We start from the raw sequence: 26,446 nt of genomic DNA on the forward strand, positions 1-26,446 counted from the left end.
ACACCGACAAGACCAGGAAGGCAGCAGCGGATGCGTGCAGCAGTGGTGCGGAAGTTCGGCGGGCCCGAGGCCCTTGAGGTTGTCGAGGTGACGACCCCCGAGGCGGGCCGCGGAGAGGTGCTGGTCAAGGTGGCCGGGGCATCGGTCAACTTCGCCGACGTCATGGTGCGCGAGGGCCTGAACGTGAAGTACGGAGCTGTCGCTCAGCGTGATCAGTATGGCTTGGGTGCGGACGTGGCGGGCACCGTCGCCGCCATCGGCGAGGGCGTCACGCAGTACGCCGTCGGTGACCGGGTCGTTGGTACCCAGGAGCGTTTGGACCGGGAACTGGGGACCCAGGCTGAGTACGTCCTCCTCAAGGACTGGGAACTCGCTCCCGCCCCGGCCGGAACTGATCTCGTGCAGCTGGCCGCGCTTGGCCTGAACGCGACCACCGCGGACCAGGCGCTGGATGCACTGGCCCTGGAGCCGGGCCAGTGGCTGCTGGTCACCGGCGCGGCCGGCGGTGTCGGCCTCTACACGCTGGAGCTTGCGCGCCTGCGGAGTCTGCGCGTCGTCGCCCAGGCGGGCGCTGGGGACGAGGAACTGGTGCGCAAGGCAGGCGCGGAGCTGTTCGTCTCACGCGAGGAGGACCTCGTACCCATGGTCCTCGCGCTCGTGCCGGGTGGTGTGGACGGTGTGATCGATGCGGCCAATATGGCCGCTGGGGCGGCGGACGCGGTCCGGCACGGCGGCGCGTTTGTGTCGCTGCTCAACTCCGCGCCCATGGCCCGCCGTCAGGTGCGGATGACCAATCTGGCCTGGCACACCGATGGTGAGCGCCTGGCCAAGCTAGCGGCGTTCGCCGGCACCGGCCTGCTCACTCCGCGGGTGTCTCAGACCTTCCCGCTGGAGGAAATCGCCCAGGCCCACCGGGCCCTCGCAGAAGGCGGGTTGCGCGGCCGTCTTGTCCTCGTCCCGTAGTTCAAGAGCAGCGGTGGCCGAGCCCCCGTCCCTGAGTCTCATGTGGGGTACGCCGGGTACGGTTCTTCGCGTAACGCATAGGGTCGGGGCATGGCTGAGCCCGACATCTTACTGAGGTTTTCGTTAGTTGTGTGGTGGTTGAGTATGGATCGTCAGTCCTGTGTGGGTGAGGAAGGACCACGGGAGTTGTTCATCGGAGGAGACCCGGTGGATGCCGCGTTCGGCGGTGTCGGCGACATCGGCGAGATGGTCGCCGGCGAGGTTGGCCAGCTCGCGTGTTTTGATCGCCGACCACAGCAGTTCCACCGGGTTGAGCTCAGGCGCGTAGGTCGGCAGCCGCTCCAGTGTCAGCCAGTCCTGCCCGGCTACCCAGGCGCGCATGTCCCGGCTCCAGTGCGCGGACAGCCCGTCCCACACCAGCACCACCGACTCCCCGGCATAGAACGCTCCAACCTGCTCCAGAACCTCGATCAGCGTGGCGGTGTCGTAGCTGCCCGGCTTGAGATGGAAGCACAATCGCGGACCACGTTCGGCGTCGGCGGCGTGGCATCCCAGAGCGGCGGCCATCGAGGCGCGTTTCCAGTTCAGCCGGTGCCGGAGCGTGGGAGTTCGGCCGCGGGGCGCGTAGGTGCGACGCACTTGTGGGAGCAGCGACACGCCCGACTCGTCGAAGAACACGATCCAGGCACGTTTCTTCACTGCCCCCTTTTGATGCGTGGCCACTCATAGGTGACCCATCGGGCGATCTCGGACTCGTCCCGCTCGACCGCCCGGCGCTGGGGGCGCTGCAGACTCCACCCCAGTCGCCCGGTCAGCAGCCGCCACACCGATGCCCGTGCCAGCTTCACCCCGGTTACTCGCTCAACCACCAGCCCGACCCGCTCCAAGGTCCATAAATCGGCCTCGAACCCGTGCGCCTGGGTACCCTGCTCCAACGCGGCCCGCACCTGCTCGACCTGGGCGTCATCAAGCTTGGGCGGCCGCCCCGTGGCCGGAGACCGCCGCAGCGCCGCGGCCCCCGCCCTGTTCCCACTGACGCTTCCATCGCCGCACGCTCTCGGGACTGACCCCCAGCATTCCCGCGATCTGTGCATGAGAGCGTCCCTGCTCGAACAACTCCACCGCCCGCATACGTCGGGCCTCGGCCAACTGCGGTCGCGTCAGCGGCGGAACGCAGACTTCGGAAACAACGGACTGAGACTCGGAAAGCACGCCAAGATACTCACACCGCAAAGCGCCCTACACCCACAGAACTAACGAACACCTCAGTAGCGGTAGTTCGTTAAATCCGGCGGTGGTGTGGGTTGACGGCCGGTCGGGTTGGTCGTACGCCGGTGGTAGGAGTCAACTGCCTTGCTGGGGGCGGCTGAAGATGACCGCTCGCCGTCCGTGTCCGCCTGCGCCGGGGCCGTTGGAGGACTACGCGGCCCGGTTCGACGGCCTCTTCTTCAGTCTCGCCCAGCGGCGAGGGTTTCGCGAGTACCTGACCGGACTGCTGGCGCCACGGGAACGGAACAAGACGATCACCTGTCTGGCCGGGGCGGAACCGGTGGCCCGTGCGGGGATGCCGGAGGTGCAGCGGCTGCTGTTCTTCCTGTCCGAATCGCCCTGGGAGGCCGAGCAGGTCAACGACCGGCGGCTTGAACTGCTGCGCGAGCAGCCGGCGACAGCTCCGCACGACGGCGGGGTCATCGTGATCGACGACTCCGGGGACCGCAAGGACGGCCCAGCCACCGCACACGTGGGCAGGCAGTGACTGGGCCGGCTGGGCAAGACGGACAACGGCATCGTCACGGTGACCACGGTGTGGACCGACGGCCGCGTGTACTACCCGCTGCACACCACTCCCTACACCCCCGCCCACCACTTCGCCCGCTGCCGCTCCGACCCGGCCTTCCGCACCAAACCGCAGCTGGCCGCCGCCCTCGCCGCCCGCGGGAAGGAGGCGGGCTTCGGCTGCCGCGCGGTGGTCGCCGACTGCGCCTGCATAAGTCAGCGACACCTGGTACCTCGCACTGCGCCAGGCCGGCCTGGCCTACGTGGTGGCCCTCAAGCCGCACCGCGGCACCTGGGTTCCGGCCGACCAGCCGCACACTCCCATCGAAGCAGCCCACGCCCTGACCTGGCGCGATGCCAGGCGTCCAGGCGACTGGACGCCCGTGGAGCGTCACTTCCTTGACGGGAACACCGAGACCTGGTGGGCCGCCGACGCCCGCCTGGGCGGCTACGGACCCGACTCACCCTGCCGACTGGTCGTGGCCACCACCGACCCAGCCAGCCTGCCGGAGAAGGCCACCTGGTACCTGGCCACCAACCTGCCTCACCCCGACGCACCCACGCCGCCACCGGCCCGCACCCGCCGGCCGGCCTCGCCGAGATCGTCCGCCTCTACAGCCTGCGGCCCTGGATCGAGCAGAGCTACAAGCAGGTCAAGGACGAACTCGGCCGGGCCGACTTCCAAGTCCGCTCCGACCGTGCCATCCGCCGCCACCAGATTCTGGTCAACTGCGCCTTCTCCTTCTGATGGGACCAGTGGTTCACCCCACCAGGACCCCTAGATACCACCGCGCCGGACCCGCGCCCCGACGAAGGGCCAGAGAGGGGGACCGGCCCCGTCCCACCAGCCCCAACAACCTTGTTGGCCCAAGGCCTTACGAGCCATCCGCTCCTGGCTCACCCCCGCCACCACCCTCACCCGATGGTGGCGAGCCTGGACGGACAGGGACCCACCCTCCGAGCTCCAGGCCTTGATCGACGCGGTCACCACCGGACACGGCATTGACCTCTACCGCCAGATTTAACGAACTACCGGTAGTGACCAGGAAGTCGGCGAAGAGGTCGGTCCACTGACGAAGCGCATCGAACGGAGAGACGACACTGGCCAGCAGGCTCGGACCCGCCTCGGCGCATGTTTCGATCTGGTGACGGTAGACAGCAGTGACGAGGTCCGCTCGGGTTTGGGAAGTGCCGGTAGACCGTCCCCATCCCGACACCCGCCGCAGCCGCGATCTGGCGAATCGGCGCGTCGACGCCCGAGGTGACGAAGACTTCGGCGGCAGCGGCAAGCAGTGTCTGCTGGTTGCGTACCGCGTCGGCCCGCTTGTTTTGGGCCGGGGTCTTCCCCGCCGGGTTCTCGTTGGACACCGGGCCTCCCTCCGACGGTGCTTGACAAAGCGGAACGCCGATCCGAATAATGAGGAGCGGCGTTCCGCTTCAGGGTAGCTGAGGTCGGAGGCGTCGGACCGCTCGCCTGCTGTCGCTCGATTGGGGCCAGCGACGGACTAAGTCACAGAAGGAGCCCCTCACCATGAGTGCATCCGTGGACGCCGCTGGCGCCTTAGGCCCGCCCACTCCCGTCACGTCCTACAGTCCGGACACTGTCCGCGCCCGGACGGCCCCTGGACCGGCGACTTGAGCGGCGTCGGTGGCGAGACGGCCGATCACCTTTTGATCACAGCCCGAGACAACCCGGCGGCCTGAAGCCCCAAGTCCCTTCGCCGGCTTTTGCAGGGCGGCCCCGACCTCCCCGAGCTCCGGGGAACCAAACCGCCGCCAGGCCCCTCCACGCGATCGCCCTCGCGTGAACGCGCCATGCCCTGTATGCGGCTCCACGTCGTGCGCGGCACAGCCGATGTCGTGTCAAAGAGGTACATAACCGCTGATTGAATGCTTCTGCGTGCTTCAGGCTCACACGTACCTCCCCAGTACAAACCTCGCGCAGCAACAACTCCTGCAGGGCAACTTGATGATCTGCAGGGCCTCCTGAACCAACCCACGAAAGGTGTGGAACCCCATGAGTAGCCCCTTCACCGAGTCCGCCGGCATCCCGGTCAACGACCCTGTGCCGGTCAGCACCTATCACCCGCTCGTCCTGAACATTCCCGAGCGGGTTGTCGACCTACAGCTGAAGGTCTCCGCGCCCGCGACTGGGGACACCTTGCCCGTCATCCTGATGTCGCACGGCAACGGACCGTCGAACTTCGTGTCCTCGCTTCACGGCTACGGCCCTGTGGTCAACTTCTGGGCTGCACACGGCTTCGTCGTCATCCAGCCCACCCACCTGGACTCCATGACCCTGGGCCTGCGCGAAGCAGACAGCTTCGAGACCCCGCTGTACTGGCGCTCCCGCGTCACCGACATGCACTTTATCCTTGACCACCTCGACGAGATCGAAGCGGCCGTCCCCGGGCTCAGCGGGCGCATCGACCGCAACCGCATCGCCGCGGTGGGGCACTCCATGGGTGGCCACACCGTGGGCATGCTTTGCGGCGAGACCGTCACCGACCCCCGCGACAGCTCCCAGGCATACCTACCCGATGGGCGGATCAAGGTCGGCGTCATGATGGGAACGCCCGGACGCGGGGCGGACCTCGCCGAGTACGCAAACGAACGCTGGCCGATCCTGAACAGTACTGAGTTTGACAAGATGACCACGCCCGCTCTCATCATCAGCGGCGATGACGACTGGACCCCCTTGTTCTCCGCCCGCCAGGACTGGAGGACGGACGCCTATCACCTCAGCCCCGGCTCCAAGGACCTGCTGTGGCTGTATGGCGCCAGCCACGGCTTCGGCGGCGTGTCCTCCTACGACGCCAACGAAATCGAGACCCCGGACGAAAACCCCGAACGCGTCGCGACCCTGCGTGCCATGGTGTGGGCATACCTGCGCACTCAGCTTGACCCGGGCGACACCGCCTGGCCCGACGCCGTCGCCGCACTCGCCACCCAGTCCAAGCCGATGGGTCACGTGGAATCGAGGCCTTGACCCAGAATAGCGCCTTGAAAGTGATCTCGAGCAGCAAGTTGGCCCGTTCGCACACGGCATGGACGCCTCGGATGACCTGTTGTAGGTCTGCTGGGCCTCGATCAGCTCGCCGCCAGCGGGCTTCTTGACCAGGTGTCGGAGTCCATCTCCGACTCTCTCGTACCCGAGATCAACCAGGGACCGATGTAGCCGGGTGGGGCGTCAGTCCATAGCGAACGCCCCACCCGGACACGAGATCAATACAGTTGAGGAAGTACGAGATGACACCGCCCGACACCATGCACACCATCGACCCGGCTCAAGCCCGGCAGGAGTACACGCGCCTACTCGGTGACGGCGAGCAACTCCACGCCGCGCACCGGCTGCTTCACGACACCATCCTCTTCACCGACCTGCGGCTAATTCTCATCTACGCGACGGGCGTCACCGGGAGGAAGTCGGAGTACCACTCGATTCCGTATCGCAGCGTCTCGCACTTCTGTGTCATGGCGAGGAACCCCTTCGACTCCGACGCGACCCTCCATATCTGGACCGCCAGCTTCACCGAACCGACCAAGAGTACCTTCGCCGAGGGCGTCGACGTCTACGAGGTCCAGGCGTTACTAGCTCGGTTCGTGTCGCGCTAGGTGTGCCGACCGGACAGGTTGGTGACGCGGCTGGCTGGGGTGTGGCCGCCGATGCCGGCGTGGGGTCGGTGGTAGTTGTACCAGTCCAGCCAGCCGGGTAATGCTGCCTGCCGTTCGCTGTCTGAGGTGTGGGGCCGGTGGTAGGCCCATTCGTCGAGCAGGGTGCGGGTAGGGTCGGCCGAGCGGCGAGGTCCCTGCCGGACAGGGCCTTTTCCGCTCGGCCTCCCTCCGAACCGGACGGGCCCGATTTCCGAGCATCCGGCTCTAGGTGCCGGTGGCGGCTCCGATTCGGCTGATGCCCACGGCCGCGCCAACTGCGGTTGCCCGGATTTCGGTCGGGAACAGCTCGTTGGGATAGATCCACTCGAGGATGCTTGGGCCGCCGGAGACCAGCGCGTAGAACGCGAACGCCGAGACGACGAACCATGCCGGGGCGCCGGCCCACAGCCCGAGCGCTGCCAGGGGAAGCGCCATCAGGGCGAAGGGGACGACAGACATCGGGCGTCGTCCCCAGATGTCCACCAACTTCAGTGCGGGTATGACTCCGGCCGCGAACAGCGCCGCCATCAGCAGCTCTCCCAGCGTCGCGGCCTGTGCGCCGCTGATGCCGGCCGCCACGAGGATGGTGCCGCCGAAGGTGTAGAGGGCGTACTGAGGGGTGATCTGAGCGAAATACAGCACGCCACACATCACCGTGCGCTTGAGGTAGCCGCCACGGGCGATCGCCCGCAAGTTCGTCCAGGGCGACGACACGGCGGCAGTCGCCCGGGCGGAGTCGTCCTCCAGGCTGCTGAGGTCGACAGTCTTGCCGTAGACGGCCTGGATCACGTCTTCGGCTTCCTTCACGCGCCCCTTGCTGAGCAGCCAGCGCGGTGACTCCGGGATGCCCCTGCGCATGAGGACGACCAGGACACCGGCGACGGCTCCGCTGAACAGCAGCCACCGCCACAGGTGGTAGCCGCCCGAGATGCTCACCACGGCGTAGCCGACGGCGAAGGCGCCCATCGCGCCCACGGACCAGGCAAACCCCGACAGGCCGATCATCCAGCCGCGAGTCTTACTGGGCGTGAACTCGGTCAGCAGGGATGTCGCGATGGGGTAGTCGGCTCCGACGGCCAGCCCGAGAATCACCCGCAGAACGATCAGCTGCCAGGGAGCCGTGACGAACGCTGACAGCGCGCAGGCGACGACCAGCACCGTGAGATCGAGTGCGTACATCTTCTCGCGGCCGATCTTGTCCGTAAGGGAGCCGAAGACCGTAGCGCCGAAGAAGATGCCGACCAGGGCGGCTGCGCCGATCAGTCCCTGCTCGACCGGGCTGACCGGGATGTCCTCGGCGAAACCGATGAGCGCGACACCGATGAGGCTCAGGATGTAGCCGTCAAGGAAGGGACCGCCGCAACATGCGATCAGCAGTTTGCGGTGAAAGCTGCCCTGTGGGGCGTCGTCGATGACGCCGATCGACGTCACAGCTACCGTCCGGATATTCCTGCTGCCACGGCCGCGGCCGAGACCGCATTCGTCGGCTGTACGGGCACGCGGCGCGCGCCTGTGCAGGCGATCGCGTTGATCTCGATCCGCATGCCGTCCGCCAGGAGACGGCCGGCTCCGATCGCGGTAGATGCGGGATACGGCGCGGTCAGGACCTGCGGCCTCACCGACTGGAACACCTTGTACGTCTCCGGGTCGGAGACGAACACGTTCATGCTCACGATGTTGTCCAGACCGCAGCCGAACGAGGAAAGCACGGTCGCCAGATTCTCCAGAGTCTGACGTACCTGAGTCTCGGTGCAGGGCACGGCCGCAGCCACCCAGCGGCCGCCGGACCAGGTGTCCGGACACCTCAGGACGTGGGAGCTGAACGCCGCCCGCCAGGCCATACTCATGGTCGAGGAGCACGGCACACGTATGCTGGAAGCTTTCTCCCTCGCCCACCTCAAACAGGCCGTCACCGCAGCCGTGAACAACGAGCTGTCGACGTTCATGCTGACGGTCGCACGGGGCGAACACGTGGTCTCGCAGGCACTAAGCGGCCAGATGCCCATCGCCGTCCTCTCGGAGCAGGCCAGGCAGCTGGGCCTGGTCGAAGACGAGATGGTCGTGCTGGCGACAGCCACCGACACGCCGAACGACCTGCTCATCCTCCTTCACGCGGCCGGTGTCAACCACCTCCCCCACCGGATGTCCGATCATGTGGTGTGCTGTATCAACCGCGGCGCCGTGGACACCGCGGTTGCCGCCGCGGCACCCCTGGGCGTGTTCATCGGCATCTCCCGCCCCTTCACCACCATGAGTCAGATCGACGAGGCCGTCCACCAAGCCGTCTGGGCCCTGACCGCCGCCCCTCGAAAGCCTGGCACCCACACCCATTACGAGCAGGTCCGGGGTTCCGTCCTGCCCAGGGACAGCGACAGCGCCTCCGAGATCGTGAACGCTGTCTTGGGGACCCTCACCAAGGAAGGCAACAGCACACTTCTCCACACACTGGTCGCCTACCTGGCCAATGACAGAAGCTGGCAGAAGACCGCGGACGAGCTCAACATCCACCGACAGACCCTCGGCTACCGGCTGCGCCAGATCGAGGCAGCCACCGGCCGGAACCTGAAAAGCTCACGCGACATCGCCGAACTCTGGATCGCAGTGACATCCCAGGACGTCTTCCACACCAAAAAGCGGCCCTACCGCTGAACCGGAATAAACCACGTCACCGCGGCGTCAGGCCAGGCCATATGCGGCGATACGCCTGAACCGTACCGAGCCCATTTCGCATCCTCCGGCTGACCCAGCGCCTGCGACCTCGGAGGACACCGTCGGTCGTCACCCGCCGCGGACCTCGCCGACTCGCCGTCTTCAGGTGCCGACCACCCGAGCAGGGCAGTGTCGAGGTGAGGTTCCCCCGCTGTGCGGGTGTGGCTGATTAGCTGGTCAGGGCGTGTTGACGTGCTTTCAGGTTCACTGGTTCGGCCGCTGCCTGGTCGGCGTAGTGCTTCTCCTCGAACTCGATCGGGCTGAGGTAGCCGAGCCGTTTCTGAATGCGGCGGGGGTTGTAGAAGCCGTCGAGGACCCCGTTGCCTAATTCGCTCATGCGGCAAGGGCGAGGGCAGTCAGTCGTGACGTGCGTGTGCGGGCGAGTGGGGTGTCGTTCCACCAGGCATCCAGAAGGATCAGGTTGATTGCTGCTGCGGTGAGAACGTGCGCGAGGTGTGTTTTGGCCAGGCACACATAGCGTGTCCGGCGGGCTCCCGTGGTCGAGACGGCCTGGTGGATGGTGCCTTCCACGCCTGCGCGGGCTGCGTAGCGGTCTTTCCACTCGTCCGTGGCCTGCTCGATGCGTACGCGTTCCAGCATGGTGTCCTGATCCTGGGGGCGGACTGAGAGGACGTTAAGTCCGTTTCTGGTAGCGGCCTCGTCCGGGCTGGGTGAGGAAGCCTTGGCGGGTGAGGCGTCCGAGGCGGGCGCGGGTGACGTTGACGGATGCCTCGTCGGTGGGCATGCCGAGGAGTTCGTGCAGCTCGCGGGCTCGGAACTCCTGGTCGGGGTGCTGGTTGAAGGCGTTCACGATGGCCTGGTAGGCGGTGTTCGTCTCGGGCTGATCGGGCTCGGTCCCGGGCGGGACGCGTTCGGTGATGACCTTCCGGGTGGTGGCCAGGTCCGCGAGTCGCGTTTCGGTCTCAGCCAGGGCGGCGGTCAACTGCTCAATCTGGTCGCGTAGTTCACCGGCCCGTGCTGCGGTCTCGTCGTGCTGGACCTGAAGGTCTGCCAGGAGCTCGGTGATGTTCACGCGGCCAGCCTGAGAGTGTCGCGCCAGGCCGGACTCGGTGTGGTGAGGCGGCGGGCCATGTTCGCGATGGAGGCCCAGTAAACGCGCGAAGCGGAGGTGTCCGGCCGGTGGTCGTACTCACGGGCCAGGCGGCGGTGCAGCATCAACGTGCCGTTGACCTGCTCCACGATCCACCGCTTCGGTTGCGGGACGAAGCCTTTGCCCCGGTCTTCGGGGTTGCGGCGCACGACCTCAACATCGATGTCCAGCAGGGCGCCGTGGATGAGGACCTCATCCTTGAAGCCCTGGTCCACCAGGGCCCTTCTCCAGACGCATCCCGCATTTCTCGGCGGCCTGGTCGAGCATGGCGGTGCCGGCGGCGTTGTCGTGGGCGGAGGCGGCCAGCACCACCACGCCGATGACCAGCCCCAGAACGTCGACGGCCAGTCCCCGCTTGCGGCCCGAGACCTTCTTGTTGGCGTCCAGTCCCGTCGTGGTCTTCGGGACACCCGCGGCCGCGCGGACGGACTGGGTGTCGATGATCACGACGGACGGGTCCTCTAATCGCCGCGCTCTCTCCCGTAGCTGGCAGCGCAGGAGTTCGGAGATCCGCTGGTCGAGCCCGTCCTCGCGCCACAGGCCGAAGTAGTAGAACACCGCCGACCAGGACGGCAGATCATGAGGGAGGTAGCGCCACTGGCATCCCGTCCGGTTCTGATAGAAGATCGCGTTCACGACCTCCCGCAGATCACAGGGCCCCGGGATCCCCGGTCGCCGACCGTGCCACCCTCTCCTGCTTCCAGGCCGTGATCATCGGCTCGATCAACGCCCACTGCTCGTCCGATAAGTCGCTTGGGTACGGCACTCTCTCCATGTCCCGCATCTCATCATGGACATGTCCAACAGGCGTTCTCGGCGGCGATCAGTCCCCCGATCGAGCGATCACGAACCGAGGAAGATCGGACTTAACGTCCTCTCAGGGGGTTTTCCACAGCTGCACCGGGCGCTCGGCGCCGGTACCTGCAATGAGCCCTCCGCGTGGGCTGAAGGCCACGTCTTCCGCGCCGTTCGTCTTGTCCGTGTCCGTCTTGCTCGACAGACGGGCGCGCGGTTCGCGACCGGCCACGTCCCACAGCCACACCCCGTCGTAGGAAGGGGTGGCGAGTGTCTTGCCGTCCGGGCTGAACGCCATGTCCTCACCACCCGACGATCCGGCGGAGGAGTTGTCAAAAGAAGCTCTCTGGCGGCCGTTTGCCACACTCCACAGCCTCACCTTTTCCGCAACGCCGGAGGTGGCGAGTGTCTTGCTGTCCGGGCTGAACGCCACGGTGGAGAGTGATCCGCCGGGCTTGAGGGTGGCGCGTGGTTTGCGGCTGTGCACGTCCCATAGCACCGCCGTGCCATCGGGGCTGTCGTTGGTGTTGTGGCCCGCCGAGGCGAGTGTCTTGCCATCCGGGCTGAACGCCACCGCGTCAATGTTGTCCGTCTTGTGGTCGAGGACAGCGACTTCCTTGTCCTTGCGGCTGTCGGCGTCCCACAGCTTCACATCGCCGAGCTCACCCCCTGTGGCGAGGAGCTTGCCGTCGGGGCTGAACGCCACGCTGTTGATGACACCGGATTCGTTGAAGACGTGGACCTGACGGCGCTTGGCGACGTCCCACAGCCCCACCTCGCCGTCGCGCCCTGTGGCCAGGAGCTTGCCGTCGGGGCTGAACGCCACGCTGTCGATGGTGACCACCTCGTCGGGGGACTTCTCGCGTGGGGTGAGGGTGGCACTCGGCTTGCGGCTGGCGACGTTCCACAGCCGCACCGTGCCGTCGTTGGCGCTGGTGGCGAGTGTCTTACCGTCCGGGCTGAACGCCACATCGGTGAACGAGCTGGATGACCCGCCGACGAGGGAAGCCTCGGGCTTGACCGAGGGATAGGGACCGCCGCGGTTGGGGGCGGACGGCAGGTAGAGGGCCAGCAGGACGCTGACGACGATAAGAGCGCCGACCCCGAGTCCGGCCATCAGCAGGGGTCCTCGCGAGGCGGGTGCGGTATCGGGATTCGGGCTCGGAGAGTCTGGCGGCGTGCCTGGGCCGGGTGGGGCCGCGGGAGTTGTGGGGGCGGCGGCCCATGCCGCGTCGCGCATGGTCGGCAGCGCCGCTGCCGGCGACGGGGCCGGCGATGTGGCGGCGTCGGGCGAGCCCGGTGCGACCAGTGGACCAGGTGCGGCGGGCGGGCCGGGCACTGACGCGGGTTCAGGCGCCGAGGAGGAGGCGGCGGTGAGTGTGTCGGCGGCGGCGATGCCACTGGTGGAGGTCCGGCGGCACTGCGCGATGACTTCGGCCGGGGTCGGCCGCTGGTCGGGGTCCTTCTCCAGGCAGCCGGCGGCGATGGTCCGTACGGGCTCGGGGCAGCCGTCCAGGTCGGGAGCCTGCTCCAGGATGCGGTAGGTAACGCTGTGATGACCGGCGCCGCCGAAGGCCAGTTGCCCGGTGGCGGCGAAGTGGGCGACGACCCCGAGCGCGAACACGTCGCCCGCTTCGGTGACGTCCTGCCCCCTGATGTATTCCGGTGCCATATACGCTGGTGTTCCGGTACGCATCCCGGTGCCGGTCACCGACGTGACATCCGCGGCACGGGCGATACCGAAATCGATGACCTTCGGCCCGTCCGCGGTGAGGATGATGTTCGACGGCTTCAGATCGCGGTGAATCACATCGGCCGCGTGGATGGACTGCAAAGCCTCCGCCACCCTGGCAACCAGCCCCAGCACCGCCTCGACCGGCAACGGCCCCTCCTCGGCCACCGCATGCTGCAAGGACGGCCCGGGAAGGTACGCCGTGGCCAGCCACGGCTCATCAGCCGACAGATCCGCATCGACCACCGGCACCGTATACAGGCCCTGAACCCGCCGGGCCGCGGCCACTTCCTGCTCGAACCGCTTACGGAAGGACACATCGCCCGCGTACTCGCGGTGCACGACCTTGACCGCCACCGCGCTCCCCGCAGGGGTACGTCCCAGAAAGACCCGGCCCATCCCACCCGCGCCAAGAACGCCCTCCAGCCGATACGGCCCGATCTCGGCAGGATCACCGGGCCCAAGTGCCCGCTGCGTCGGCGGAGTTGCCAGCCACTTTGCTTCCTGTCGGCCACTCATCGGCCGGACTTCGGGTCGACCAGAGCCCGGTTGGGACATGCCGACTTTCCCCCTTGTTGGGTCTGCCACCCACGACGCATCGTCAACTGCCTCCACGCAGCGGTGTCTCCGGGCGGTCACAACCCTTTCCCGCCCCCGGCCACCCGCGTCGGGGCCCGCTCACCTTCGAGCGAGCGACAGCATAAAACGAACCAGCACCCTCCGAAACAGATCTCTCCCACCGCGCTGGGAAGGGGACCGAACGATCCGCCGCGCAGTTACTGCCGTGACCCGTCCCGCCACCCGTCCTGCGGACTGTCACCAGATTCGAGAACGACCCGCCCCCACGCTCTTCGGGCTTCCGCGATGTCTGGCCAGCCATCGCTTCTCGCGGCGCGACGGCTGAGCGTTGGCCCCTCAACCAGGTGTGTCTTCCTCTCAGAGCGCCCTGTGGACGCACCGTTGATGGAGGGGGCGACAGCTCCGCGGTCTCGGGCGTAGGAACAGAGCCAAACTTCGCAATCCCGCACCCAGGTGAGCCCAACCACGACCTCACCACATAGGACACCGTCTTATACGTCGAAACGACACGCCCTCCTCACGGAGCAGAGCCCGAAGGCCCTCGTGGCTGATGTCGTCGACCACCCCCTCGGCGACCAGGAATCGGCCAGCTTGACCCGGGCGGAACCGGATGCGCCCAATGATCTACGCCATGGTCATCGGCCGCCGACCGGCGCGAGCACCCAACTCGCCATTCACACCAGACCCGTGGCCTGCGACTTCACGATGCACACCACTCAATGTCACCAGCGTCGCGACGGTCCTCCACTATCCAGCCGCTACCCAGTTCGCGGCGTAGCGCCTCCAGTGCTGCGTCCGCCTGCTGCCTGAACAGGGCCCATTGCTCCTCGGTGAACGGCGACGGGCCCGATGGGTACTCCCAGTCGATGGACGACTGGTACCACTCGCACAGTCTTGCCAGCTCCTCCCGCGTGGCCGTGCTGATAGGCAGTCGTTCCAGCTCGCAGGGGGAACCGTGAAGACTGTCGATGTCGTCTGGCCACAAAGGGGTGTGCGGAACGCCGGCCTCGAAGAAGAAGCGCAGGTGATAGGGCATAGAGCATCCTCAGCGCGGTGGGAACGGGGCCAGGCAACGATCCCATTCGTCCGCCGCCTGGCGCAGGCCCGCAACGGTGGCCTTGATCTCGATGACGTACTCGTCCAAGCGCTCATCGCCATCCAGCCACGGGGGCGCCGCCTCCTGAGAGAGATGGACCCGCATGAGGCCCGAGCCAGTGTGGCTGAAGGACAGAATGGGCTCCAGGAAGTGCAGGTCCGGCTGTGTGCACGCCAACGTTGCTCCACCGACGGCGCGCAGCCACGGCGAGATCTGGCGTGCCTCATCGGTCAGGAGGCAGGGGTCAGCGAAGGACCAACTGCCCTCGGGCGTGGTCACCTCACCCCCGGTGACCAGCCAATTGTCGTCATACTGGTCTCCGCTGACCACCGGGAACTGATAGCGCAGCGGACGCAATGTGATGCGATGTTCGTGATCAGCGAGTAGCACCACCCAAGGATGGCAGGCCGTAGCCGGAGGTTCAGGCAGACCAACCGACCGCTGACCTGCCGTAGTCGGGGCGTCGGTCAGGGCGTGTCGCCAGAGTAGTAGAAGCGGCAGATCACACCTGGGCCCGGTGTGCGAGGCTCGCCAGGGCGCGGGTCATACAGCGACCGCCCGCCGGGAAATTGACCGAGCTCGGTGGGCAGGGCGGCGCCACCATCGACTTCCCCGGGCCGCCAACCGGTGATGTCCAGCAGCAACCCATCCAGCGGCCCGCCTATGAGCGCGGCGTAGGTCTGGTGCGGGAGCGGCCCCGGGTCGGGGTCGTCGTGGTCACAGCCGTAGCCCCGGCCACGCAGCAAGTGCTCATCGCCGTTCATCCCTCCAGCGTTCCAGCCGCCACCGACACGCGGACTTGTCCAGGGAAACCCCAGGACCTGGCCCTGCGCCCGAGCTCACGCGGGCGCGGACTTCCGCAGAAGCTCCGGAGCCGGTGCTGTGTGCCCCATCGTGCAGCTATTCGGAGGTGCGGCCGGGGTCGGGGAGGTCCGGCGGGAAGTGTCGTTCGAGGATCTCTGCCCAGCGGTGCAGAGCGACGAAGCCGACGAGGTTGTCCGCCTGCGCCTGGACCAGCTCGGTCAAAGCGGCGACAAACGGCTGAGCAGCGGTGTCACCGGACATGGCAGCGGCGGTCTGCTTGAGCCGCTCGTGCGCGGCGGGGAAGACGCCCTTGGCCCAGGCGTCCTGTTCTAGGACTTGCTTGTGCCCTTCCTCAAAGTTGATCCGCATGATCGTAAGCTCTGGACAGTCCGGCGTGTGCCAGATTTCGTGAATCCCACCGTCTTTCATCGCGTACGTGACGCGGGTGTTGTCGGGGTCCGGCTGGGCGAAGCAGTCGGCGCATTCCTCGCGTTCCGTCTCCGGCATCTCGGTCATCGCGGCACTCCCCTCGTGGAGGCAGAGCCTGCCATCCCGGTCACCGGACGACCAGAGTTTCCTCGATCCGCACTGGCCAAGCAGCAGCGCTTCGCTCGCCACGGAACAGCGGGGGCTCCCACCTCCGGTCACACCTTCGGCCCTACGCTGGAGGCAATCGTCCAGCCGACGGTTCAGCCGTCTGTCGGTGCGACCCTCTGCGGAGCCGTCGTGGGGCGCGGAAGTTGCGGGGCGGGCCAGGTTGGGTTCCACCGCCAGGCCGACCAAGCGGCGGCGTCGGCGAACGGGCCGGAGCGTTCCTCGAGCATCGCGAGAGCCTGGTCGCGAGCGGCGTCCACGGCCTGGTGCTCGGTGTCGGTGACGATGCCGAGCCGCCGCACGTGCGCGTACTCGTCTTCGTCCTTCCACTGCCAGCTGGTCAGGTCGGGGGCGACGACCACGTCCACGGTGAGGTCGAAGGTGTCGAACCCGTCGCCGGTCCGGACGGTGGGGCGCTCGAAGTTCACGTACCAGTTCCTCAGCCGGCGCCCCCGCCCCGTCGGGGATGAAGAAGGCGTTGACGCTGAACCACGCCGTCGGCGGCTTCCACAGCAGCAGCTCGGTCTCCTGCCACACTGCGGCCGCGAGGGACCTCGCGGCCGAGCCGTCCGGCTCGTAGGCTCTCGCCCCGGCACAGGTCGCTCATACGAGTGGCGTGCATGCCGCTGGCGAACCGGGCCGACTCCAGCGGTGTCGCATCAGGCATGGACAGTATCGACGAGGCGCACGTGTCCGAGCCCGGCTTGGTGGTCCTGGACATCACGGCCCGGGATGAAGAAACCGCGGCAGCGGTGATGTCCCGGCTGGATGAGCTGTGGGCGACCTCCGGCGTCCGGCCAGTACGGCGGGTCGCGGAGCCGGGAGTACGGGCCCCGCCTGTACGCCGACATCCGACGCCCCGGCTCCCCCAGCCCGGTATGACGATCAGGATCAGGGCTCGCTTGTGTGCCGGACCGGCCGTGGCCGCACTGGACAGTACCGCGGGTCGGTCCTGCTGTCGTCGGCCTCAGGTCGAGGGTTCGGCAGCAGTCGCTATTCAGGGGGCATACGCGACTTCCACATGCGCGGGCACGAGCGGTCGTAAGTCCTCAGGGGCGATGGGCTGATCGTCAGTGAGGAGTACAGATCGCAGACTCGGGAGTGTCTCCAACCAGCCGAGGTCGGATACCGACGTGTAGCCCCATGGAACTCGACCGGCACGAACCGCCGAACTGCTCTTCCAGGTACTGACCGAGCGCGAGGAGAAGAACAGCGTCGCCATCGCCTCCAACGAATCCTTCGGCAAGGCGCACATGTTCCGGCGAACTCGTGCAAGGTGCTGCCGAAACTTCACGGGTTCGGCAGGCGCCCGGGATCGATACGGTCGGCGAGATAGGCCAGCACGCCCTGGGCGTTCATGCCGAAGGCCGCCGCGACGAGCTTGGGATCCATGGTGTTCACGAGGTCCACGAGACGGGTGCTGCGGATCATCCGGGGCGGGTATCCGCAATCGTCGAGGACGTGGGAAAGATAGGCAGCGGAGGCCGGGCTTCGCCCGGTCTTTGTTCCTTTGGTGACTATCACGTGAGGGTTGGTCGTCGGCCATGCCTCGCGATGGGCCAGGCACCGTTCCAGCACGGTCCAGGAGGCGGGGTCCAGTGGGACGGGATGGGGTCGTCTGCCGAGCCCGACGGTCTGTGCCGCTTCGTCGATGTCCTCGATCCGGAGCATGCGGACTTCCGAACTGCAGGCGCCGTGCAGCAAGGCGAGCATGCCCGTCAGGGCTTCGTGCGGGTGAACGCGCTGGTCGGTGGTCCAGCGCCGGAAAATGGCCCGCTGCTGACCCAGGGTGAGAGTCCGGCCGCGGAAGCCGCTGGGCTCCTTCGCGGTCAGGGTGCGAGTCGGGTCGACCAGCACGATGTGCTGCGCGCGGGCGAAGCGGAAGAACTGCCGCAGCACGGTCAGCCGCCGCTTGCGGCCCTTGGGCAAGGTGGCCAGGAATGCCTCGACGTCGTGCACGTCCACCAGCGCCCAGTCGTCCTTGCCGCGCTGGTTCACAAGGAAGTCGGCCAGGTCGCGCATGATGGCCAGAGCCGTCTCCAGGGTGTGGTCGCTGCGGGGCCGGGTGCCGGCGCGTCGGGCCCGGTCCTGGGATCGCATCCGGGCGGCATCGAAGGCGATGACGGCCGGCCTGAGAGGCTCGGGGACAGCGTCGACGCGGCGCTTGCGCCGCCCGGCTGCGAGCCGTTCGGCCTGGTCGGTGGGCAGGGCCAGGCCGCGCTGGGTGAAGAAGTCCTCAAGCGCGCGGGCGAAGGAGCCCATCGACCGCCCGGCCCTGCGCGACCGCTCCAGAAGAGCCTGGGGCGAATGAGGCTGGCCGTCATGCAGAAGCCGGTCCAGGCGGGCGATGAACCCGCAAGCCCGGGCGACGCAGTTGCGGGCGGCAACATGCGTGACGAAGTCGTCGAGCCACGCGGGCGGGTCGGTGAGTCGCTCGCGGAGACGTTCGCCGCGGACGAAGGGGCGGTCGGGGTGCTTCTGCCAACAGGCCGAGCAGAGCCCCAGACCGGCATGCCGGCGAAGGGCCCCGCATTCTCGGCAGACTCGCGGCGGCTGCTTGCCCGGCCGGGGCCGGGAGCAATGGCCGCACCACCCGGTCGTCTCACGGAGATAGCCCAACTTGCCGCATTGGGGACTGACTGCGAGCCGGTCGCCGCGGCGGCGGCATTCCCGGCACAGGCGGTTCTGGGGCGAGCGGACGGGATGGCCGCACTGTCCGCAGACGCGCGAGCAGGTGATGCACCGGCCGGTGTCCGGCTGGAGCACACGGCCTTTGCCGCAGGACGGGCCTGTCACCTTCGCTGCCGCAGCACCAGGTCCAGGCCGTCGAGCATGGGCACCCAGCGCGGCCGCGGCCCAGAGGTGTGAGCCCCTTTGCCGAAACGGACGTGGAGCTTGCCGAACGGGCCGCGGCTGAAGTGCACATCCGCCCTCTCCAGCAGCGATGCCTCCTCCGAGCGAAGCCCGGCGTGATACAGGGTCCGGAACATCGCATAGTCCCGGGCGGCGGGCCCGTACTTCCTCGCGGTCGCGATCCGCTGCTTCATGAAGTCGAAGAACTCAGCCACCCGCTCCGGTGTCGGCGGCGGCACCAGGGCGGGAGAGTCGTCGCCGTCATGCCGGGAGGCATTGAACTCATCGACCGGGCAGACCAGCCGGACGCCGAACGCCGCCTCGATCTCAGCCGACTTACGGGCCTGCAGAAACCGGTGGAACCCCTTGAAGATCTGCACATACTCGCACCGTGTCGAGGTCGCCCGGCCCTTCACCGCCAGGTCGCCGACCACACGGTCGATGTCCCCCGGCGTCACCTCCCACGCGGGCCGCCCCAACGCCACCAGAGTCCGCTCCAACAGGCCGACGTCGTTGTCGATGGTCACCGGACTGAACCCGCGGGCTCGCCACGAGGCGACGAACGCCTCAACACACACGGCCTGGAACTGCCACGGGTCCATCGCCAGAGGCTCTTCCGGAACAGCCCCGCCCGCGATGACCTGGAATCTCGCCTCGGCCACCGGCACCCTTCCTCGCACCTCAACCCTCAAGGCAGCACCTGGAAAACAGGGCCGCCGCGAGAACCAACGAGGACCCCAGGAACGGGATACGGCCAGGTGGCAGCAACAACTCTTGTGAGGGAACAAGTGCCAGCCCCAGATCGCTGGGGAAAGGTCTTCGGAGACGAGACCGTGGCCGCCGCCATGATCGACCGCCTCGTCCACCACGCCGAGGTCCACTCCCTCAAAGGAAACTCCTACCGCATGCGCGGACGCGAACTCGGACGCGTCCCCACCGACCGAACCGACAACGACTGAACCATCCCAAACTGGGTCACTTTTCACCCGACCAAAGTGGGACACGATTCACCCGCCGCCGACAGCCCGAGCCGTACCCGCCGGGGCTAGGTCCTGGGCGAGGCCCCATGGGGCTCGAGCACCGTCAGCCGCAGTCGTTGCGGTTGATACGCAAATAGCAAGTCTGATCGTTGAGATTGTAGCCGCGTAGATCGTGGTCGATCCGCCGCTCTTGGTGACGCACACCCACCGGCCGGAGTAGTTGCGCTTCTCGTAGACGCGTGCGGTGCGACCGGAGCTGTTCCGCACCGAACTGCCGCGATCGCGGATAGCGGAAGGCAGAGCGCCGCCTCGACGACCGCTCCGCCCCCGCCCCGAACACCCTGGCAGCCGAGAGCGGCACCGCGACCGGGGGCGACCCGGAGAACACCGGCACCCCACCGGCCTCCACGGAGCAGGACGCGGACCCCGGCAAGGAGGCCGGCCCGGCCGCCGCGTGAATGGCCCCAAACGAGCCATCGACACCTGCAGTGGTCGCACCGTATCCACCGGCCTGGCCTCCGGCTCGCGCTCGGCACACGAGCGATGAACGCCAACGGCGCTGGAAGCGCCGAAGCCCCCCGGCTCAGGCGTCAAACCGGAGGGCGAGGCTTTCGGCGTAGCCGAGGGCGACGGTGGCCTGCTGGAGATCGCCTTCGGCGGCATACCGGTGTGCGATGTCTACCATCATCTCCACGCTCGCCAGTGGACTGTCCACATCGGTGTCATGGTCATCGAGCCGGCTGCTCAATACCTGGTGGGCCTGCTCGAGGAGGTCAGCCCAGGTCCTCTCGGGGATTTCCGGCCGCAGGCCCGTCAATCCGGTAAGCCACAGGTCGGCGTGGGATTGCAGCAGCTGTTCGGTGGTGCGGTATTCGATGACTCTTCCGCATTCCAGTCTGAGCCCAGCGGTGTCTGTGCATGCACCGGGCCACGAGGTAAGCGCCTCGGTGTGAGTGGGGCACAGATGGAGGAGCCAAGCCAGACCGTCGCCAGTGTCCGGGCCCTGACGCACCGCAGTGGCGGATGCAGGGCAGTCCAGGACGGTCCGGAGTCCGGTGACCTGTCGTCCTGCGCCTGGCCGATGGCCCACCGGCACGTCGGACCACAAACCGGCGTGCTGACGGGTACCCAGGTGTGAAAGCGAGCAGGAGATGTCGTATGGTAACGACTCGGCCAGGCGCAGGACGGGCTCCAACAGGCTTTCCCAGAGCGGGTCCATGTCCTCCTCGGAGACCACGGTCAGAGTGACGTTGTAGTGGGCCCCCTTCAAGGTCGCCAGCAGCAGTTCACGCTGCTCTTCGGCGTACTGCTGCTCCTTGGTGTCGCGGGCCGCACGCAGCCAGCTCGAGGGAATGGAGAACGCCTCCTGCATCTGGCCGAGGGTGGGCTCGATGGACGCGAGCCGCTTCACCACACTCGGGTTCAGTGGCGGCCGACCAGAGACGAGCCGGTCCAGGACGGTGATACCGAGCACCACGCTCGCGCTTGCGTACCGCCAGGTGATCTCGCTGATCCGCCGCTCGTAATGGGCAGCGGGTTCGCATACTGCGTCCATGGCCTCCGCGTGGTACCGAAACTCGCTGTCCTCCGTGTAGCCCTCGGCCACCTCCACCCGCGTCATGGCACGGCCGTACTGGACCCGGACCGCCGCCCACTCCTGCTGCAGATCCCCACACGCTCGGTTCAACGACCGCAGCGTCTGCCACTCCACCTCGCTCAACGGCCCAAGATCCCCAAGATCAGGAAAACGCGTCAACTCCACTTTGTCCCCTCCCAGCCCGAGCCCGGAACGATGAACCTACTTCGCACCGCCCGCCCAGGGGCATGGATCCCGCCGAAGCGTCGGCCTGGTCCACTTGGTGGTGTGCTACCGGCGCGCCGAGGGCTCAGCGCGCCGGGGAGGTTCCTCAGGTGCAGGTGTCGAGCATGGCTTCCAGGGCTGAGCGTTCGGCGGTGTCGATGGTGAGGCCACGTCCCATTCCCGCAGGGCGATTTTCGGGCGACCTCACGCCTCATCACACCGAGATCAACAGTCACACTGCGTACGCGACCACAAGAAGGATGCCGTTGGTGATCTTCGCTCGGTGGGGTGAACTCGTCGTGTTTTCTGGCGGGTTCGGGTGTGGGCGTGCTCGGCTGGCGGGAGCGGGGCGGTTCGGCGGTCGGGAGGTGGCCGCGGTGGCGATGGGTTCTGTGTCGGGGCAGGCGATTCCGCCGTTGACCGTCCGGATGGCCCGGGCGAGCAATCCGCGGGGCACAGTGGCGATGTGGGTGCGGGACCGGCTGGACGAGTTGTTCGTGGACGAGGACTTCGCGGACTGGCTTCCGGCCGATGGCCGTAAGGGCTTGTCGCCGGCCCGGCTGGCGCTGGTGTCGGTGCTGCAGTATGCGGAGAACCTCAGTGACCGGCGGGCAGCCGAAGCGGTCCGGTGCCGCCTGGACTGGAAGTATTGCCTCGGAATGGATCTTGATGATCCGGGTTTCGACTACTCGGTGCTGAGCGAGTTCCGTGACCGGATGGCCGTCGGGGACCGGGCGGACCGTCTGCTGGCCGTGATGGTGGAGCGGCTTGCGGCAGCGGGACTGGTTCGGCGCTGGGGACGGCTGCGGACGGACTCCACACATGTCCTGGCGGCCGTGAGGCAGCTCAATCGGGGTGAACTCGTCGGCGAGACCCTGCGGTTGGCGCTGGAAGACCTCGCTGTGCACGCGGAGGAGTGGTTGTCCCAGATCATCACGCCGGAGTGGGGTGACCGCTACGGGCGGCCGTTGCGCTACGACCGGATTCCGCGGGGCGGGGACGAACGGGTCGCCTACGTGACTCGAGGTCGGCGAGGACGGCATGCACATCCTCCGGTCCGTCTACCGCGACGACGCGCCGCCCGGGGCACGGCACTTGAAAAGCGTGCAGGCGCTCCGCCAGGTCTGGGTCCAGCAGTACTGGGTGGACGAGAACGGCCGGCTCGGCTGGCGCGGGCCGAAGAACACCAGCGACCGCCAGTCCCGGCGGAACACCCCGCGCCGCAACACCGGCACGGCCAAGGCAGTCGGGCGCCCAGACCCGGCGACCGCCCGGGTGCCCTGGGCCGGCATGGAGATCGTCACCCCGCATGACGTCGAGGCCCGCTACTCCCGCAAGGTCACCACTTCCGGCGAGCGGTCCTGGATCGGTTACCGCGACCACCAGACTGAGACCTGCGACGCAGACATGCCGCGCGTCATCGTGCAGGTGACCACCCAGCCCGCTCCAGAGCAGGACATCGACGCCCTCGACACCATCCACGCCGCCCTGGTGCACGACGGGTTCCATCCCCACGAGCACCTGGTCGACTCCGGCTATGTCACCCCGGACGTCATCCATCACGCCGCGCAGCACTGGGGCATCACCTTGGTCGGCCCGGTCCGTCTCGATCCCCGGGGGCGATCGCGGGCATCCCGGCTTCACCAAGCACGACTTCCGCGTCGACTGGGAGAACCGGACCCTGACCTGTCCGCATGGGGTGACCAGCCCGCCTTGGAAACCCACGCACACCGATGGCAACGCCCGCTTCTCCGTGCTCTTCCCCCGCAAAGCCTGCCGCGAGTGCGCCGACCGGCTCAAATGCACCGGGAACGTGGAGGGCAAGGGCCGTCACATCACCCTGCTGCCACAGCCTGTTCAGGAGATCCAGACCCGTGCCCGGGCCGAGCAGAAGACCCAGGCATGGCAACGCCGCTACGCGATGCGCGCGGGATGTGAGGCCACCGTCTCCGAGACCGTCCACGCCCATGGCCTACGCAACTGCCGCTACCGCGGCGCCGCGAAGACACACGTCCAGCACGTCCTCACCGCTGCTGGCACAAATCTTGTCCGGCTCAGCAGCTGCTTCCCACCGGGCACAACCACGCCTACCCGCAACCGCCCCGACAGCCACTTCCAACGACCCCTCGCCGCCGCCTGGAACTGACCACCGAGCGAAGATCACCAACGGCATCCAAGAAGTGGACCAGAGCCATTACTGCGTGTGCGGCGCTGCGTGTGGTTCGCCCGCTTCAACAACGAGAGACGCGATCCCTGATGAGGGCGTAGGAGTTCCCATCAACCCCGGGCCAGCAGGCACCTCTTCACATGTCATCCTCCACAAGCCGACTATCGCGCGATGGATCCAGGCTCAGGGATGCCGGATGGGTATGATTTTCTCCAGAGCTTCGCGATGATCGGTGATGAAGGTCTCTAGCGATCGAGGCGCCTTCCCGGTGAGGTCACGGACCGCGGTGGTGACGTCAGCAATACCGCCTGCGGCGATGATCTTCGCCATGGCAGTGAGCTGTTGGGCGAATCGCTGCGCAAGCCCGAGTTGCTGATACATTTCCTCCAGTTCCTTGTACGTAGGCTGCACCGTTCCGACCTGCCGGTCCAGGGCTGTGGAGAGGGCTGCCGCAACCTCTGCTGCGGTCAACGCCTGAGGGCCGGTGAGGGTGTGCACGCCGCCCCGGGGCACGCGGCCGGTGAGCACCGCGTAGGCGCAATCGGCGATGTCGCGTGCATCAACGTAGGCGGCTGCCCCTCCGCAATAGGTGTCGTAGATTTCACCTTCTTCGGTGAAGGTTGTAATTCCTCCGACGAGGTTCTGCATGAAACTACTTGGCCGCAAAACTGTAGCGGCGAGTCCCGAGGCTGTAAGATACCTCTCGATGCTGGCGTGCATTCCGAACGGAATCGGCAAGTCGGGGGCCGTGCCCTGTGCCGACACCTTGATGATGTGTTCCGCACCGGCCGCCACCGCCGCGTCAATGGCGGCTTTCTGCTGAGCGATGACAGGTCCCTCGTCGGTGCTGGTGCCGGCAGTGTTCAGGAAGACCTGGTCGATGCCGGCGAAAACGCCCCGCAAGCTATTGGGCTCGTCCAGATCGGCGACGACTGTCTCAGCGCCTTCAATCGGCACATCCTTTCGGCGCACCAGAGCACGAAAGGGTACTTCGCCTTCGGCGAGACGGCGGGCCAGAAGGCTACCAATCGTCCCAGTTGCGCCAATTATCAGAATCACCTGATGGCCCTTCACTGGATGCGCAAGGTTTGAATGCGTAAGAGGATAGCCTACTCGCTACGTTGACCAGCTGCGATGTGTTCTCAGGCTGTGAGTTGGAGCATGGCTGTCGCGTGCTGGGGGCGCGGGAGAGCTGACGGACACGGGCCGTGGCGCTGGGCGGGACGTCGACGACCTGTTCTCCCCGAGCGAGCAGCCATGACGTCAGGTGGTGTCCCAGGCCCCTGGCGTTCTCGACGGCCCATCGCCGCTGGGGCCACTGGCGGACCCAGTCCAGCATGCGCTGGTACTCCTGCAAAGACCCGTCGATGCGGATCGATGCCTGATCACGGTTGGTTCCGGGATCGACGGCCGTGGCAGTGTGGGTCGACTTGTGCGGATCGATGCCGATCAGCATCATCGGCGGTCCTCTTCTCGGACGTCGGGTCGGTGGAATCCGCAGCTGACATCCCGACTTCGAGAAACGTGGGGTGGCCGATGCTCATGCCTCTGTTGAGTCAAGCCGCGAACGGATACCGGGCAGGTCGACACACCCAAAGAGAGCCAGCCCTTGCGGGCGGCAGGAGGTACTCGAGTCAGCCTGCCCGGCGTCCTGCGGCACGTTACGGGCGGCCAACCCGATCACGAACACCGCTACCCCCAATACAAGTCGGGAGGTACTGCCGCAGCAGTCGGTTGGTGTTCTCGTTGGTGCCGCGCTGCCACGGGCTGCGCGGCTTGCAGAGGTAGACCGGCATCCCGGTCTCGGCGGTGATGGCCTGGTGCTCGGCCCTCCCGGCCCCGGTCCCAGGTGAGCGTTCGTCGTAGCTGGGGCGGGATGCCGAGGAGGCTCCTGGCGAGGTGCGGAGTGACCTGCTCGGCCTTGATGCCGTCCGGCAGCGCAACGATGGCCGTGTAGCGGCTGGTGCGCTCGACGAGTGTGGCGACGGCCGAAGGCCGGGTGCCCATCATGGGGTGTGCCTCCTCCCTCCCAAGGGCCGGGGATCTTGCGGTCCTCGACCTCGGCGGGGCGGGCGGTGATGGACACCATGCCGCGGATGACGCCCCGCCCGGTGGGCCGACGGGCGAGCTTCGGGCGGCGCACGGGCCGCGCGGTCCGCAGCCGCTGGGCGAGGCTGCGGTCGATCGCCTGACGCCGGCGCGGGTCGAAGAGCGAGAGATGGATCGCCTCCTGTGAGACCTGCAGGGAGGCATCGCCGGGGAACTGGCGCCGCAGCCAGCCCGCGATCTGCTCCGGAGGCCGGCACAGAGCCAGCTTGGCCTCCACCAGCGCACGCAGAGCGGGCCGTTGGGCGAGCTTGGCCGGCTTGGGCCGACGCCCACGCGCGTAGGCGGTCGCATCGGCGGACGCGGCACGGTACCGGTCCCGGCCGCCGTTGCGGGCGATCTCGCGGGAGACGGTCGAAGGTGATCGGCCCAGCCGCCTGGCCAACTGCCGGGCAGATTCTCCGGCGGCGATACCGCGGGATATCTCCTCGCGCTCGCCACCGGTCACGTGCCGTGGTGGTCGCTGCTGCGGGGTGAGGCGGACGCCACCGCTCTGGTACAGGAAGCGACGGGCGTGCTGCATCGGCGCCCCGAGCGCCCGCCCGATCAAGCTGAACGACTGCCCCTCACGCCAGCGTCTCCAGATCTCATCCTGCTGAGCTGGCGAAAACCCGTAGTCACGCACCTGTGCCTCCACGACCACATGATCATCCGTGGGTGGTGCGTTGATCACTTGAGGGTGCCATTCGTTTGCCGACAGGGGGCGGTTTCGAGTAGCCCGACTCG

At 67.3% G+C, this 26,446-nt stretch carries 26 protein-coding genes and 9 pseudogenes; 11 read left to right on the top strand and 24 right to left on the bottom strand.

The window, feature by feature from the left end; all coding sequences use genetic code 11:
• Positions 1–30 precede the first annotated feature (30 nt).
• A complete protein-coding gene (locus tag IEJ02_RS30155) occupies positions 31–963 on the top strand; it encodes a quinone oxidoreductase family protein (protein ID WP_191067717.1) in 933 nt (310 codons plus the stop codon).
• Positions 964–1,086: 123 nt separating this feature from the next.
• On the opposite strand, the gene IEJ02_RS30160 is transcribed toward IEJ02_RS30155, so the two are convergent.
• The 3 genes and pseudogenes from IEJ02_RS30160 to IEJ02_RS51160 all read right to left on the bottom strand — a co-directional run.
• Entirely contained in the window at positions 1,087–1,662 is a 576-nt protein-coding gene (locus IEJ02_RS30160; RefSeq protein WP_191067718.1) for a transposase, read from the bottom strand.
• Positions 1,659–2,057, bottom strand: a complete 399-nt coding sequence (locus IEJ02_RS30165; protein WP_263407995.1) for a winged helix-turn-helix domain-containing protein — start codon at positions 2,055–2,057, stop codon at positions 1,659–1,661. The genes IEJ02_RS30160 and IEJ02_RS30165 overlap by 4 nt, the downstream gene beginning before the upstream one ends.
• Positions 1,993–2,175, bottom strand: a pseudogene (locus IEJ02_RS51160) (helix-turn-helix domain-containing protein); the annotation flags it as partial. The gene IEJ02_RS30165 and the pseudogene IEJ02_RS51160, both read right to left, overlap by 65 nt.
• A gap of 160 nt (positions 2,176–2,335) precedes the next feature.
• On the opposite strand from IEJ02_RS51160, the pseudogene IEJ02_RS51440 reads away from it, so the two are divergent.
• Positions 2,336–3,745: pseudogene (locus IEJ02_RS51440) on the top strand (IS701 family transposase).
• 31 nt (positions 3,746–3,776) lie between these two features.
• On the opposite strand, the pseudogene IEJ02_RS49020 reads toward IEJ02_RS51440, so the two are convergent.
• Positions 3,777–4,107, bottom strand: a pseudogene (locus IEJ02_RS49020) (TetR/AcrR family transcriptional regulator); the annotation flags it as partial.
• Positions 4,108–4,756: 649 nt separating this feature from the next.
• On the opposite strand from IEJ02_RS49020, the gene IEJ02_RS30190 reads away from it, so the two are divergent.
• Positions 4,757–5,728, top strand: a complete 972-nt coding sequence (locus tag IEJ02_RS30190; protein WP_191067721.1) for an alpha/beta hydrolase family protein — start codon at positions 4,757–4,759, stop codon at positions 5,726–5,728.
• Here IEJ02_RS30190 and IEJ02_RS30195 read toward each other — a convergent pair.
• Positions 5,691–5,908: pseudogene (locus IEJ02_RS30195) on the bottom strand (transposase family protein); the annotation flags it as partial. The gene IEJ02_RS30190 and the pseudogene IEJ02_RS30195 overlap by 38 nt on opposite strands.
• Before the next feature lie 80 nt (positions 5,909–5,988).
• Between IEJ02_RS30195 and IEJ02_RS30200 the strand changes: the two are divergent.
• Entirely contained in the window at positions 5,989–6,354 is a 366-nt protein-coding gene (locus IEJ02_RS30200) for a PH domain-containing protein (RefSeq protein WP_191067722.1), read from the top strand.
• Here IEJ02_RS30200 and IEJ02_RS30205 read toward each other — a convergent pair.
• The 3 genes and pseudogenes from IEJ02_RS30205 to IEJ02_RS30215 form a co-directional block, all read right to left on the bottom strand.
• Positions 6,351–6,521: pseudogene (locus tag IEJ02_RS30205) on the bottom strand (integrase core domain-containing protein); the annotation flags it as partial. The gene IEJ02_RS30200 and the pseudogene IEJ02_RS30205 sit on opposite strands and share 4 nt — an antisense overlap.
• Before the next feature lie 97 nt (positions 6,522–6,618).
• Positions 6,619–7,824, bottom strand: a complete 1,206-nt coding sequence (locus IEJ02_RS30210) for an MFS transporter (RefSeq protein ID WP_191067723.1) — start codon at positions 7,822–7,824, stop codon at positions 6,619–6,621.
• A gap of 2 nt (positions 7,825–7,826) precedes the next feature.
• A complete protein-coding gene (locus IEJ02_RS30215) occupies positions 7,827–8,153 on the bottom strand; it encodes a RidA family protein (protein WP_191067724.1) in 327 nt (108 codons plus the stop codon).
• Between the two features lie 85 nt (positions 8,154–8,238).
• On the opposite strand from IEJ02_RS30215, the gene IEJ02_RS30220 reads away from it, so the two are divergent.
• Positions 8,239–9,042 carry a PucR family transcriptional regulator gene (locus IEJ02_RS30220; protein WP_191067725.1) on the top strand — a complete coding sequence of 268 codons (804 nt, stop codon included), beginning with the start codon at positions 8,239–8,241 and terminating at the stop codon, positions 9,040–9,042.
• Positions 9,043–9,271: 229 nt separating this feature from the next.
• Here IEJ02_RS30220 and IEJ02_RS30225 read toward each other — a convergent pair whose 3' ends face one another.
• The 10 genes and pseudogenes from IEJ02_RS30225 to IEJ02_RS30270 all read right to left on the bottom strand — a co-directional run bounded on the left by IEJ02_RS30225 (position 9,272) and on the right by IEJ02_RS30270 (position 16,241).
• Positions 9,272–9,439 carry a hypothetical protein gene (locus IEJ02_RS30225; RefSeq protein WP_191067726.1) on the bottom strand — a complete coding sequence of 56 codons (168 nt, stop codon included), beginning with the start codon at positions 9,437–9,439 and terminating at the stop codon, positions 9,272–9,274.
• Positions 9,436–9,720 (bottom strand): annotated as a pseudogene (locus IEJ02_RS30230) (transposase); the annotation flags it as partial. The pseudogene IEJ02_RS30230 and the gene IEJ02_RS30225, both read right to left, overlap by 4 nt.
• Positions 9,721–9,736: 16 nt before the next feature.
• Positions 9,737–10,135, bottom strand: coding sequence for a hypothetical protein (locus tag IEJ02_RS30235; RefSeq protein WP_191067727.1), 399 nt, complete (start codon positions 10,133–10,135; stop codon positions 9,737–9,739).
• Positions 10,132–10,988: pseudogene (locus tag IEJ02_RS50485) on the bottom strand (IS5 family transposase). Before IEJ02_RS50485 ends, IEJ02_RS30235 begins: the two are co-directional and overlap by 4 nt.
• 102 nt (positions 10,989–11,090) lie before the next feature.
• Positions 11,091–13,298: a serine/threonine-protein kinase gene (locus IEJ02_RS30245; RefSeq protein WP_191067728.1), complete on the bottom strand. Its 2,208-nt coding sequence runs from the start codon at positions 13,296–13,298 to the stop codon at positions 11,091–11,093.
• A 721-nt stretch (positions 13,299–14,019) separates the two neighbouring features.
• A complete protein-coding gene (locus IEJ02_RS30250; protein WP_191067729.1) occupies positions 14,020–14,355 on the bottom strand; it encodes an immunity protein CdiI family protein in 336 nt (111 codons plus the stop codon).
• 9 nt (positions 14,356–14,364) lie between these two features.
• Positions 14,365–14,808 carry a WapI family immunity protein gene (locus tag IEJ02_RS30255; protein ID WP_275562732.1) on the bottom strand — a complete coding sequence of 148 codons (444 nt, stop codon included), beginning with the start codon at positions 14,806–14,808 and terminating at the stop codon, positions 14,365–14,367.
• Between the two features lie 74 nt (positions 14,809–14,882).
• Positions 14,883–15,179, bottom strand: coding sequence for a hypothetical protein (locus tag IEJ02_RS30260; RefSeq protein WP_191067730.1), 297 nt, complete (start codon positions 15,177–15,179; stop codon positions 14,883–14,885).
• Between the two features lie 136 nt (positions 15,180–15,315).
• A complete protein-coding gene (locus IEJ02_RS30265; RefSeq protein WP_191067731.1) occupies positions 15,316–15,735 on the bottom strand; it encodes a hypothetical protein in 420 nt (139 codons plus the stop codon).
• A gap of 173 nt (positions 15,736–15,908) precedes the next feature.
• Positions 15,909–16,241 (bottom strand): DUF402 domain-containing protein, encoded by a 333-nt coding sequence (locus IEJ02_RS30270; RefSeq protein ID WP_317985953.1) that lies wholly within the window; start codon positions 16,239–16,241, stop codon positions 15,909–15,911.
• Positions 16,242–16,478: 237 nt separating this feature from the next.
• Here IEJ02_RS30270 and IEJ02_RS49035 point away from each other — a divergent pair, with 237 nt between their 5' ends.
• The 3 genes and pseudogenes from IEJ02_RS49035 (at position 16,479) to IEJ02_RS51445 (ending at position 18,681) form a co-directional block, all read left to right on the top strand.
• Positions 16,479–16,880 (top strand): DUF6207 family protein, encoded by a 402-nt coding sequence (locus IEJ02_RS49035; RefSeq protein ID WP_223864699.1) that lies wholly within the window; start codon positions 16,479–16,481, stop codon positions 16,878–16,880.
• 76 nt (positions 16,881–16,956) lie between these two features.
• Positions 16,957–17,054, top strand: a pseudogene (locus tag IEJ02_RS49040) (IS21-like element helper ATPase IstB); the annotation flags it as partial.
• A gap of 367 nt (positions 17,055–17,421) precedes the next feature.
• Positions 17,422–18,681 carry a hypothetical protein gene (locus IEJ02_RS51445; protein ID WP_498067115.1) on the top strand — a complete coding sequence of 420 codons (1,260 nt, stop codon included), beginning with the start codon at positions 17,422–17,424 and terminating at the stop codon, positions 18,679–18,681.
• Here IEJ02_RS51445 and IEJ02_RS30280 read toward each other — a convergent pair.
• A complete protein-coding gene (locus tag IEJ02_RS30280) occupies positions 18,606–19,328 on the bottom strand; it encodes a tyrosine-type recombinase/integrase (protein WP_223864701.1) in 723 nt (240 codons plus the stop codon). The genes IEJ02_RS51445 and IEJ02_RS30280 overlap by 76 nt on opposite strands.
• Positions 19,329–19,454: 126 nt before the next feature.
• Between IEJ02_RS30280 and IEJ02_RS30285 the strand changes: the two genes are divergently transcribed.
• A complete protein-coding gene (locus tag IEJ02_RS30285; protein ID WP_275562736.1) occupies positions 19,455–19,625 on the top strand; it encodes an ATP-binding protein in 171 nt (56 codons plus the stop codon).
• Positions 19,626–19,673: 48 nt separating this feature from the next.
• Here the strand turns inward: IEJ02_RS30285 and IEJ02_RS30290 are convergent, their stop codons facing one another.
• Together IEJ02_RS30290 and IEJ02_RS49045 are read right to left on the bottom strand one after the other, a co-directional pair.
• Entirely contained in the window at positions 19,674–20,309 is a 636-nt protein-coding gene (locus tag IEJ02_RS30290) for a peptidase inhibitor family I36 protein (protein ID WP_317985954.1), read from the bottom strand.
• Complete coding sequence (locus IEJ02_RS49045; protein ID WP_223864702.1) at positions 20,230–21,366, bottom strand: hypothetical protein; 1,137 nt, start codon at positions 21,364–21,366, stop codon at positions 20,230–20,232. The genes IEJ02_RS30290 and IEJ02_RS49045 overlap by 80 nt, the downstream gene beginning before the upstream one ends.
• Before the next feature lie 341 nt (positions 21,367–21,707).
• On the opposite strand from IEJ02_RS49045, the gene IEJ02_RS30300 reads away from it, so the two are divergent.
• Both IEJ02_RS30300 and IEJ02_RS30305 read left to right on the top strand, forming a co-directional pair.
• Entirely contained in the window at positions 21,708–22,760 is a 1,053-nt protein-coding gene (locus IEJ02_RS30300; RefSeq protein ID WP_223864703.1) for a transposase, read from the top strand.
• A 224-nt stretch (positions 22,761–22,984) separates the two neighbouring features.
• Complete coding sequence (locus tag IEJ02_RS30305) at positions 22,985–23,593, top strand: transposase (RefSeq protein WP_223864704.1); 609 nt, start codon at positions 22,985–22,987, stop codon at positions 23,591–23,593.
• 204 nt (positions 23,594–23,797) lie between these two features.
• Here IEJ02_RS30305 and IEJ02_RS30310 read toward each other — a convergent pair whose 3' ends face one another.
• The 3 genes and pseudogenes from IEJ02_RS30310 to IEJ02_RS30320 form a co-directional block, all read right to left on the bottom strand.
• Entirely contained in the window at positions 23,798–24,673 is an 876-nt protein-coding gene (locus IEJ02_RS30310; protein WP_191067735.1) for an NmrA family NAD(P)-binding protein, read from the bottom strand.
• Positions 24,636–25,073, bottom strand: a complete 438-nt coding sequence (locus IEJ02_RS49050; RefSeq protein WP_317985955.1) for an IS110 family transposase — start codon at positions 25,071–25,073, stop codon at positions 24,636–24,638. Before IEJ02_RS49050 ends, IEJ02_RS30310 begins: the two co-directional genes overlap by 38 nt.
• Positions 25,074–25,323: 250 nt before the next feature.
• A pseudogene (locus IEJ02_RS30320) lies at positions 25,324–26,345 on the bottom strand (IS30 family transposase); the annotation flags it as partial.
• Positions 26,346–26,446: the final 101 nt, after the last annotated feature.

The sequence above is a fragment of the Streptomyces sp. 5-10 genome, from assembly GCF_014712245.1.
Classification (GTDB): Bacteria; Actinomycetota; Actinomycetes; order Streptomycetales; family Streptomycetaceae; genus Streptomyces; species Streptomyces violaceusniger.

Bases quoted from the DNA above. Each gene is read 5' to 3' on its own strand.
- IEJ02_RS30155 (WP_191067717.1), top strand. From the start codon at position 31: ATGCGTGCAGCAGTGGTGCGGAAGTTCGGCGGGCCCGAGGCCCTTGAG.
- IEJ02_RS30165 (WP_263407995.1), bottom strand. From the start codon at position 2,057: ATGCACAGATCGCGGGAATGCTGGGGGTCAGTCCCGAGAGCGTGCGGC.
- IEJ02_RS30190 (WP_191067721.1), top strand. From the start codon at position 4,757: ATGAGTAGCCCCTTCACCGAGTCCGCCGGCATCCCGGTCAACGACCCT.
- IEJ02_RS30200 (WP_191067722.1), top strand. From the start codon at position 5,989: ATGACACCGCCCGACACCATGCACACCATCGACCCGGCTCAAGCCCGG.
- IEJ02_RS30220 (WP_191067725.1), top strand. From the start codon at position 8,239: ATGGTCGAGGAGCACGGCACACGTATGCTGGAAGCTTTCTCCCTCGCC.
- IEJ02_RS30225 (WP_191067726.1), bottom strand. From the start codon at position 9,439: ATGAGCGAATTAGGCAACGGGGTCCTCGACGGCTTCTACAACCCCCGC.
- IEJ02_RS30245 (WP_191067728.1), bottom strand. From the start codon at position 13,298: ATGTCCCAACCGGGCTCTGGTCGACCCGAAGTCCGGCCGATGAGTGGC.
- IEJ02_RS30250 (WP_191067729.1), bottom strand. From the start codon at position 14,355: ATGCCCTATCACCTGCGCTTCTTCTTCGAGGCCGGCGTTCCGCACACC.
- IEJ02_RS30260 (WP_191067730.1), bottom strand. From the start codon at position 15,179: ATGAACGGCGATGAGCACTTGCTGCGTGGCCGGGGCTACGGCTGTGAC.
- IEJ02_RS30265 (WP_191067731.1), bottom strand. From the start codon at position 15,735: ATGACCGAGATGCCGGAGACGGAACGCGAGGAATGCGCCGACTGCTTC.
- IEJ02_RS49035 (WP_223864699.1), top strand. From the start codon at position 16,479: ATGGACAGTATCGACGAGGCGCACGTGTCCGAGCCCGGCTTGGTGGTC.
- IEJ02_RS51445 (WP_498067115.1), top strand. From the start codon at position 17,422: ATGGGGTCGTCTGCCGAGCCCGACGGTCTGTGCCGCTTCGTCGATGTC.
- IEJ02_RS30290 (WP_317985954.1), bottom strand. From the start codon at position 20,309: ATGCCGCCGAAGGCGATCTCCAGCAGGCCACCGTCGCCCTCGGCTACG.
- IEJ02_RS30300 (WP_223864703.1), top strand. From the start codon at position 21,708: ATGCCGTTGGTGATCTTCGCTCGGTGGGGTGAACTCGTCGTGTTTTCT.
- IEJ02_RS30305 (WP_223864704.1), top strand. From the start codon at position 22,985: ATGTCACCCCGGACGTCATCCATCACGCCGCGCAGCACTGGGGCATCA.
- IEJ02_RS49050 (WP_317985955.1), bottom strand. From the start codon at position 25,073: ATGATGCTGATCGGCATCGATCCGCACAAGTCGACCCACACTGCCACG.